Here is a 9,335-nt window from a genome sequence, read left to right on the forward strand (position 1 = left end):
AATGCCTATGCTAAATTGGTCAAAAATCGATACTGTACTATTAGATATGGATGGTACTTTACTTGATCTGCATTTTGATAATCACTTTTGGCTTAATGTTATCCCAGAGCAACTTGCGATTGCGCAAAATATTAGTTTAGCCGATGCCAAAGCTGATATACATAACCGATATCAAGCTGTCCATGGGCAAATTCAGTGGTACTGTTTAGACTATTGGCAGCAACAGCTTAATTTACCTATTATGGAACTTAAACGCCAAACTCAGCATTTAATTAAAGTACGCGAAGATGTACCTGCTTTTTTAACTGCCATGCGTAAAGCAAACAAAGAGCTAATATTACTAACCAATGCGCACCCAGGAAGTGTGATGCTGAAGTTTGAACAAACAGATATAGATAACTATTTAGATGGTGTGGTCTCTACCCACCAATATGGTGTGAGTAAAGAAAGCCAAAGCCTTTGGCAGCAAGTGCAAGCTGATTTAGGGTTTGATAAGCAGCGCACCTTATTTATTGATGACAGTTTGAGCGTATTAAACGCTGCAAAAGAGTTTGGCATAGGCCACTTATTGGCGGTTGCTAACCCTGATAGCAAGCAACCACACAATGAAATCAACGACTATTTAAGTATCACCGATTTTAGCAACGTACACCCTCAACCTTTAGGGTAACGTGCCTCAAGGCCTTGGTATACTAGCTTAGCAAAGTCTGCTTGCTCAGTATCAATGCTTTTTACTACTTCAACTAAGTGCTCGTTGTCTTCTTTACCATGCCATACTTTAATATAACTGCCATCTTTATAGCCATGATCTTGGCGAAAGAAGTTAAGCGTATTTTTACCCACATAACCACGGTATAAATCGTCAATATTCATACCGATTTGTACCATACAACCAGCGAATGCTTCTGCATTAAACACTTTATCGGCAACAGCTGATGCAGCTAGAATTTCAAGGGTTTGTTTGAAGTCATCAGCTGTTTTTGGCGAATTTAGCTGCTTTTCTAGCTGTTTAGCCAACTCTAGATAGCTTGTCTCTCGGTCAATGCGCAGCGATAAACCAAAATGAAAAATATCTACAAGTTCAAGGATTACTTGTTCTGTATCTGGAGTTTGTTTTTTCCACCATTTCCAACCGTAGTGATCTAGCATTTCAGCACATTCAACCCAAATTGCGCGGTTCCACTCAAAACCTTGGCTAAACCATTGCTCATGAACTTTGGTATTCATAGCGTTTTGCATTTCTAGCATCACCACTAGTTTATTTAAATTGGCAGACATGTCTCTTCCAGTTGCTATTTTAATTAACGCTAATAATACAGATAAATTCAGTTTGATGAAATTGTTTATCTTGCTAGCCTGTCTTGTAACCGAACGTTTAAACAATCAATAAGGGAATGAAATGCTAAAACCTATTCTACTCGCTTGTTCCGTACTCATTAGCACAGTTGTATCTGCTGCAACAGCTACAAACATCGCCAATGAAGCTGAAAAAGTCAGCCCACTTATGCCGGGGTTAATGGTTCCTGCTACAACATTAAAAGATAAAGATGGGAACAATGTTGTTTTAAGCAAACGCTTCGCAGAAAAAACAACCGTGCTTATCGTTTACCGTGGCGGCTGGTGCCCGTATTGTTCAAAGCAATTAGCTAGCATTCAAAATATAGAGCAACAAATCGCTGATTTAGGTGCGCAGATTATTGCAGTATCACCTGACAGCCCAGAAAAATTAGCTGAGAGTAAAATAGACTCACCTAATTACCAGCTACTTTCTGATGATAGCCTTACACTAAGCCAAGCGCTTGGCCTTGCATTTTATTTAGACGATAAAACAGCGACTATCTATCGTAACAAACTAGGTGTGAACTTTGTGTCGTTAGATGGCAAAGCTAAGGTAGCACTGCCTGTACCTGCGGTATTTGTAGTAGATAAAAAGGGGCTAGTTAACTTTCAATACGCTAATCCAAACTATAAGGTGCGCTTAACTGAAAACTTACTATTGGCAGCAGTAAAGTCAGTCGCTGAACAATAACCCCCTTTATGATTGACTAGCAGGACCTCTATGCCCTGCTTATCTTCCTGAGGTAAATTCTTGCCAAGAGTTAATTAAATCAACAAAGTCTTCAAAGCCACAGCCACTGCTAAGCCCGTTTTCTTCAAGCATGAGTTCATCATCTTGATAAGCGATTAAATCTTCTGAATCTTGGTGCAATGCATGGGCTTCAAAAATGGCTTCGTCTTTATTTAAGATCAAGTCTATTTCTTGGCCTTGTAAAGTCAGCGGCTCAAAGCTGCTGGCAACTGACGTAATTAAAGCTTGCACCATGGCTATTTTATCTTTGCCGATCTCTTCATTTAACCAGCGGCCAATCACTGCGTGTTCACTGCTAATTTTAATACGCAGCCCACTGATAGGGTCGCGTATAAATTGATATTCCATAATTATAGTCCAGTACTACTTATGCGAAGAATTATAACAAAAGTCAGATACAAAAATAGCGCTATAAAGCGCTATTTTTATCTTTCGGTAAACCTACTACCGGTAGGTTCTAAAGCGTGCGGCATCAATGATCGCCCACAAATGAAATATTGCACCTATGATAGGAGGGATTACCAAAAACCATAGCGCATAACCGCCAAAAACAATTATTGCGAAAACAAGAGCTGCCAAAATTCGCCCTTGTACTAGCTGCCCTAGACCTGGAAAAAATATATTACAAATTGCTGCGATTACATTACCGCCTGAACCTTGCTCTGCCATGTTAACCTCAATTATTAATTTGATTTTCTTATTAGATACTTACACACTTCATGCCAATTATTTAATTCATTAATAATCAATACTTTAAAACTATAGTGACAAAAACAACTTATCTTAAATCGTGATTTTTACTAAATATCAGTCAAATTGGCTACAGCAAATATTGTTTATGACACTAGCTTAGCTAAAAAGCCTTATGAATAAAATAAAGAACATTTTAAAATTAACTGTTTATAAAAACAGTATTTTATTTAGCCTAACAAAAACACCTGTTATACTGCCTGCAATATTGATTGAAAAGGCGTGATGATGGACGTTTCAGAATTACTCGATGGCTTAAATGACAAACAACGGGATGCCGTAGCTGCTCCACTGCAAAATATGCTGGTGCTCGCAGGCGCTGGCTCTGGTAAAACTCGAGTATTAGTTCATCGTATTGCGTGGTTAATGCAAGTAGAACAAGCATCTGCTTACAGCGTTTTCGCGGTAACCTTTACCAATAAAGCAGCAAAAGAAATGCGCTCTCGGGTTGAAGAAACACTCGGCGCACCAGTCGGCGGTATGTGGATAGGTACATTCCATGGTTTATCGCATCGCATTTTACGCGCACATCACCGTGAAGCTAATTTACCTGAAGCATTTCAAATCTTGGACTCTGACGACCAACTAAGAATGATCAAACGCTTATTAAAAGCGATGAACATCGATGATAAAAAATGGCCTGCTAAACAATTTGGTTGGTACATCAGCGCGAAAAAAGATGAAGGTCTTCGCCCAAAAGACATTCAAGCTTATGATATTAATGAGCAAATGATGCTTAAGGTTTATACTGCTTACCAAGAGGCTTGCGATCGTGCCGGTTTGGTTGATTTTGCCGAAATTCTGCTCCGCAGTTTTGAAGTCTTAAAAAATAACCCAACCTTACTGCGCCATTATCAGCAGCGCTTTGCCCACATGTTAGTAGACGAATTCCAAGATACCAACACCATTCAATATGCATGGCTTAAGCTACTTGCTGGCGATACCAATAGCATTATGATTGTTGGTGATGATGATCAAAGTATTTATGGTTGGCGTGGTGCAAAAATTGAGAACATCAAACGTTTCTTAACTGATTTTGAAGCCGAAACAATTCGCCTTGAACAAAACTATCGATCAACAGCCACTATTCTTAAAGCATCCAATGCGTTGATTCAAAACAACTCAGACCGTATGGGTAAAAGCTTGTGGACTGATGGCAATGAAGGTGAGCCAATCTCTATCTATGCTGCGTTTAACGAATTAGATGAAGCACGTTTTGTTAGCAGTAAACTACGTAGTTGGCTTAATGCGGGTAATGCATTACAAGATGCGGCTATTTTATATCGTAGTAATGCGCAATCGCGGGTACTTGAAGAAGCCATGTTACAAGAAGGCTTAAAATACCGCATTTATGGCGGTATGCGATTCTTCGAACGTCAAGAGATCAAAGATGCTTTGGCTTATTTACGCCTTGTTGGTAACCGTCAAGATGATGCTGCATTTGAACGTGTCATCAACACCCCTGCCCGTGGTATTGGCGATAAAACCCTAAGCCATATACGAGATTGTGCTCGTGCTGAATCGTTACCTCTTTGGTATGCGGCAAAAGCCGTTGTTGAACAGCAGCACTTATCTGGCCGTGCAGCTAGCGTTGTTAGTAAGTTTGTAGAGCTTGTTGAGCATATAGAAGAAAAAATTGGCGAGCTTACACTCGAAGAGCAAGCCAAGTACGCAATTCAAACATCGGGCTTAATGGCCATGTACCAAGCAGAAAAGGGCGAGAAAGGCCGTGCCCGAGTAGAAAACTTAGAAGAGCTTATTAGCGCGTGTGGTCAGTACGAATTACCCGAAGACGAAGAGTTTAGTTCACCACTGCAAGGCTTTTTAGCCTACACCTCGCTTGAATCAGGTGATGGCCAAGCAGAAGAACATGAAGACGCTGTGCAAATGATGACACTTCACTCAGCAAAAGGTTTAGAGTTCCCGCTAGTATTTATGGTGGGTGTTGAAGAAGGCATGTTCCCTTCTCAGCAGAGTAATGAAGAATCTGGCCGTTTAGAAGAAGAGCGCCGCCTGTGTTATGTAGGCATGACACGTGCAATGGAAAAGCTTTATATTAGCCATGCCGAAAGCCGCCGTTTATACGGCCAAGAAAAATACCACAGCCCGTCACGCTTTTTACGTGAAATGCCTGAAGATTGTGTTGAAGAAATCCGCATTAAAACTCAAGTCTCTCGCCCACCTGCAGCAGGGCGCTTTAGCTCATCGGTTAGCCATGCAGCATTTGAAGATAGCGGCTTTAATTTAGGGCAACGCGTTGTACATGCAAAATTTGGTATTGGTACTGTGTTAAATTACGAAGGTGCTGGTGCTCAATCACGAGTACAAGTGAACTTTGACGATGTAGGCAGTAAATGGCTAGTAACCCAATATGCACGACTTCAAGCAATTTAACACTGAGCTAAACAAAGTATTATCACAACTTGCCTATGCTAAGCATAGGCAACTATTACTGATCACCGGTGAACAAAACTGGTGCTATTTAGCTGCCCAGCACCTGCTCCACGAGCTAAATGATTCCAAGATCAATGTATTATCCAAAAGCACAGAGCTATCCCCTAGCTTTTGGCCAGAGCACTCTCATCAAATTTTAGGTCAAGAGTTTGATCATGCTATTTATGATAGCTTTAGTGGTATTTTACCCGACAAACTCGCAGCATTAAGCGGCACCGTTAAAGCAGGTGGTTTATTGGTGCTGCTTTTGCCTGAGTTGAGTAACTTAAAAAATTGGTGCGATCCTGCTTTAACCTATTTTCAATCCTATGGGCAAAATCAACCCAGAAGCTTTTTTAACCAACGCTTAGCAAGATTACTAACACAGAGTAAGGCCCTGCATTTTAGCCAACCAAACGGCTACACAGACACTCAAAATAATGCTGTCGAAGCGGGAGTTATTGATTTAACTGAGCAACAAACGTGTATTGAGCAAATTGTAAAAACAGCTAACGGACGAGCAAATCGCCCATTATTAATAAGTGCGGATAGAGGTCGAGGCAAGTCATCAGCGCTGGGCTTCGCTGCTGCACAGCTGTCAGATAAAAAAATAGTGATTTGTGCTCAACAATTTACTGCTTTACACAGTTGTTTTAAACATCTCTCACAAGCACGCAATTTAAGCTACAACGCCTCAGATAAACAACTGGCAAATTTACACTTTAGTCCGCCTGATCAATTACTGAACGAACTTCCAGAATGTGATGTATTGTTTGTTGATGAAGCTGCCTCTATCCCCGTGCCTGTGCTTATAAAAATGCTCACCCATTACCCACGTATTATATTTGCAAGTACCATGGTGGGCTATGAAGGAAATGGCCGAGGCTACACATTAAAATTTAAGCGCTATTTACAAGCCCATTATAAAAACATGCGCAGCATTGAATTAACGCAACCGATTCGGTTTGCTGCTAATGATCCTCTGGAAAATCACCTATCCACCTTACTTGCACTAGGTGCTGACTATCAACAGATCAACATTAGCAGTGACAAAGTTGAGTTTTCGCAATTAAGCCGCGAGCAGCTGGCACACGATGAAGAATTACTAAAGCAAATTGTCAGCTTACTTTCGCTAGCGCATTACCAAAACAGTGTGAATGATTTACGCCATCTGTTAGACGCCCCTTCACAGAGAGTGTTTATTGCATCATTACAAAACAAAGTGGTAGCAGTTTGCTTAGTGGCTATTGAAGGTGGTTTAACAACAGATATTAGCGAGCAAATAGTAATAGGGAAGCGCAGGCCACAAGGGCACTTGATGGCGCAAACACTCGCGCAACTTAGTTTTGACTCAACTATTCTGAACAAATACTGTGCGCGGGTAGTACGTATTGCCGTTTCACCTTCGTTACACCAAAAAAATATTGGCTCACAACTACTAAGGTACTGTGAAAATAAACTAACGCTTGAATGCGATTACTTTGGTGCCAGTTTTGGTGCAAACGCCACATTACTAAAGTTTTGGCAAAGTAACGGCTTTAAATTAGTAAAACTAGGATTTCAACAAGATAAAGCGACAGCAGATCACGCCGCACTAGTCGTAAAAGGCTTAGCTAATGGTAATTTAATAAACCAGCTTGAACAGCAGTTTCAATCAGATTTTGCACTTCAACTACTCGATCAATTCAAATTATTAGATCATCAATTAGTAGAAATTGTGATTACTCAGTGCAGCAATAAACAAGCTATTTCACCCCAAATAAAGCGCCTAGATGCTATTTTAGCAACTGCCTATCAACTATTTACAGTAAAACCGATATTATGGCGTGTATTCTGGCAATCCCCCTCCACCCTAAAAAATTGCGAGACACGTACCAAATACCTATTTATTAGACTAATATTACAAAACTGGTCGTTGCAAGAAGTAAAAATAGCATTAAAGATCAGCGGGAAGAAAACATTAGAGCAACAATTTAAACAGGCAGTAATAAATTGGTATGAAAAACTCACACACACAATTTCTACTTAGTTTTCCCCTTTTATTTTTTATAACCTACAGCTTCACTGCAAAGGCAAACAACCAAACTGTCATAAAATTAGGTATGTCTACTGCCTTAACAGGACCTGCAAAAAAAATTGGCACACAACTTCATTTAGGCAGTGAAGTTTACTTTGAAAAAATAAACAAAAATGGCGGAATAAATGGCGCGCAGATAAAGTTACTTGTTGCTGATGACGGCTATGAACCGAAAAAGACAGTAACAAATACGCGTCATTTTATTAGTAATGAAAACGTTGTAGCATTATTTGGGGCAATGGGCACCCCTACCAGTCATGCTGTTACGCCTATTTTAGAAAAGTTAAAAACCCCGTATTTAATGCCCTTCAGTGGTGCAGAGTTTTTACACACTGCTCCAACTATAAATGTATTTAATATACGAGCCAGTTACTACGATGAAGCAAAAATACAAATAAAGTATTTAGTCGAAGAAAAAAAACACACGAAAATTGGCTTTTTAATTCAAGCTGATGAGTTTGGCTATGTGGTAGAAACAGGTCTTTTAAAGTCTTTATCAAAATACAATTTAAAACCTGTCAAAGTTGCCCGTTACTTGCGAAATACCCACGAGATAACACAAGCACTCGAAGTATTAAAAAGCAGTGGAGCAACAGCAATAAGCCTAGTAGGCACATATAAACCTTTATCTGTGTTTATAAACACTGCTTATGAGCAAGGTTATAAACCTGATTACACCAGCATTTCATTTGCATCAAGCTCTGATTTATTCGCAAACTTAAAGTATTCAACGAATCTGATGGTGACCGAAGTTGTACCAAACCCATTTCAATGCAAATCAGTTTGGTGTACAGAGTTTTTAAAAGACATGAAAAATGCGAATGTAACAACACCTAACAGGCTACATTTTGAAGGCTACCTAAATGCTGTATTTTTTAGTTTAGCGGCACAACACTGCCCACAACCTTTAGAGAACACATGTTTAATGACCCAATTAAATAAAAGCTTTAGAGAAGATCAACAACTAAACTCACTATTCCTAGATAAGAACAGTATAAATGGGCACCTTGTTTATCGCTCATTCTTCTCACTAAAATAACTGTGGTTTTTCTATTATGTTCTATCCTTAAGTTATTATTTTAGTAAGCGAGGAAGCTATGGAGTTAATAAACTTTAGGGTGGGTCAAAAAACAATCTCATTAAAAATATTAGATATACTTTTAACTGAGCGTTTCGAAGATAATTTAACCTCCCTCCCAAACGACAATAAAAGCTTCATCGGCGTCAAAGATTATATGGAAATACCCACTCCCATTTTTGACTTAGGCATTATTCTTAATAAAAGACCCACTCAAGAAGCTAACCAGTCGCTACTTGAGGTATTTAATGACTGGCAAAATAAACAACAAGCTTGGTTTTCGTCTTTAGAGAGCAGCACTATCCACCAAACACTATTTGAACAAAACACTGATATTCAACAATCAAGTTTTGCTAATTGGTATTTTAGTTTTAAAACAGAAAATGATGACCTCCAAGCCATTGTTGAGCGCTTTAATGTGCCACATGAGCGTTTATGCCAACAAGCAAATGAAATAAGTATGCTCACCAAGTCTGGTCATAATGAAAAAGCACAAAAACAGCTAAGCACCGAGCGTAGTGGTAGTTATAAACAATTAATGAGGCTTTTTGACTCCGCAAAAGAGCAACTAAGCCTAGATTATAAACCAATCATAATTTTCACCACTAAAGATGGCATTAATCCTCATATTGGTTTACTTGTTGATAAAGTAGAAGATAGCATTAATTACAAAAAAGAAGATGTTAAACCGCTCGATAAACTTACTGATATTGGTTTTGAAATTGATTCACAAACGAAGAATATGATGCGAGGGCTTATTAAACTTGATCAAAAACATAGCGTACTAATTGACCCCAGCGCAATATTTAGACCCGATCACCTAGTACAACATCAGGCCGAAGAAACAGAAGCATACGGATTGTTTTAGTTTTACGGAGGTTTGCGAGTTTGCGAGTTTGCGAGTTTGC

The 9,335-nt window shown here is 39.3% G+C and carries 9 protein-coding genes; 6 read left to right on the forward strand and 3 right to left on the reverse strand.

Annotated features, from left to right (window positions below; translation table 11 throughout):
- Positions 1 to 7: 7 nt before the first annotated feature.
- Positions 8 to 670 carry a GMP/IMP nucleotidase gene (yrfG, locus tag B5G52_RS11475; protein ID WP_087532781.1) on the forward strand — a complete coding sequence of 221 codons (663 nt, stop codon included), beginning with the start codon at positions 8 to 10 and terminating at the stop codon, positions 668 to 670.
- Here the strand turns inward: yrfG and B5G52_RS11480 are convergent.
- Positions 655 to 1,278, reverse strand: coding sequence for a dUTP diphosphatase (locus B5G52_RS11480; protein ID WP_087532782.1), 624 nt, complete (start codon positions 1,276 to 1,278; stop codon positions 655 to 657). The two genes, yrfG and B5G52_RS11480, sit on opposite strands and share 16 nt — an antisense overlap.
- Positions 1,279 to 1,399: 121 nt before the next feature.
- Here B5G52_RS11480 and B5G52_RS11485 point away from each other — a divergent pair, with 121 nt between their 5' ends.
- Complete coding sequence (locus B5G52_RS11485) at positions 1,400 to 2,029, forward strand: peroxiredoxin-like family protein (protein WP_087532783.1); 630 nt, start codon at positions 1,400 to 1,402, stop codon at positions 2,027 to 2,029.
- 39 nt (positions 2,030 to 2,068) lie between these two features.
- Here B5G52_RS11485 and B5G52_RS11490 read toward each other — a convergent pair whose 3' ends face one another.
- Together B5G52_RS11490 and B5G52_RS11495 are read right to left on the reverse strand one after the other, a co-directional pair.
- Positions 2,069 to 2,437 carry a YacL family protein gene (locus B5G52_RS11490; protein ID WP_087532784.1) on the reverse strand — a complete coding sequence of 123 codons (369 nt, stop codon included), beginning with the start codon at positions 2,435 to 2,437 and terminating at the stop codon, positions 2,069 to 2,071.
- Between the two features lie 96 nt (positions 2,438 to 2,533).
- A complete protein-coding gene (locus B5G52_RS11495; RefSeq protein WP_087532785.1) occupies positions 2,534 to 2,758 on the reverse strand; it encodes a hypothetical protein in 225 nt (74 codons plus the stop codon).
- Between the two features lie 309 nt (positions 2,759 to 3,067).
- Here B5G52_RS11495 and uvrD point away from each other — a divergent pair, with 309 nt between their 5' ends.
- The 4 genes from uvrD to B5G52_RS11515 all read left to right on the forward strand — a co-directional run bounded on the left by uvrD (position 3,068) and on the right by B5G52_RS11515 (position 9,295).
- Entirely contained in the window at positions 3,068 to 5,233 is a 2,166-nt protein-coding gene (uvrD, locus tag B5G52_RS11500) for a DNA helicase II (protein ID WP_087532786.1), read from the forward strand.
- Positions 5,211 to 7,301: a GNAT family N-acetyltransferase gene (locus tag B5G52_RS11505; RefSeq protein ID WP_087532787.1), complete on the forward strand. Its 2,091-nt coding sequence runs from the start codon at positions 5,211 to 5,213 to the stop codon at positions 7,299 to 7,301. The genes uvrD and B5G52_RS11505 overlap by 23 nt, the downstream gene beginning before the upstream one ends.
- A 73-nt stretch (positions 7,302 to 7,374) precedes the next feature.
- Positions 7,375 to 8,388 carry an ABC transporter substrate-binding protein gene (locus B5G52_RS11510; protein ID WP_254911191.1) on the forward strand — a complete coding sequence of 338 codons (1,014 nt, stop codon included), beginning with the start codon at positions 7,375 to 7,377 and terminating at the stop codon, positions 8,386 to 8,388.
- A 58-nt stretch (positions 8,389 to 8,446) separates the two neighbouring features.
- Positions 8,447 to 9,295 (forward strand): chemotaxis protein, encoded by an 849-nt coding sequence (locus B5G52_RS11515; protein ID WP_087532789.1) that lies wholly within the window; start codon positions 8,447 to 8,449, stop codon positions 9,293 to 9,295.
- The last annotated feature ends 40 nt before the right edge of the window (positions 9,296 to 9,335 follow it).

The sequence above is a fragment of the Pseudoalteromonas sp. A601 genome (assembly GCF_002165575.1).
Classification (GTDB): Bacteria; Pseudomonadota; Gammaproteobacteria; order Enterobacterales; family Alteromonadaceae; genus Pseudoalteromonas.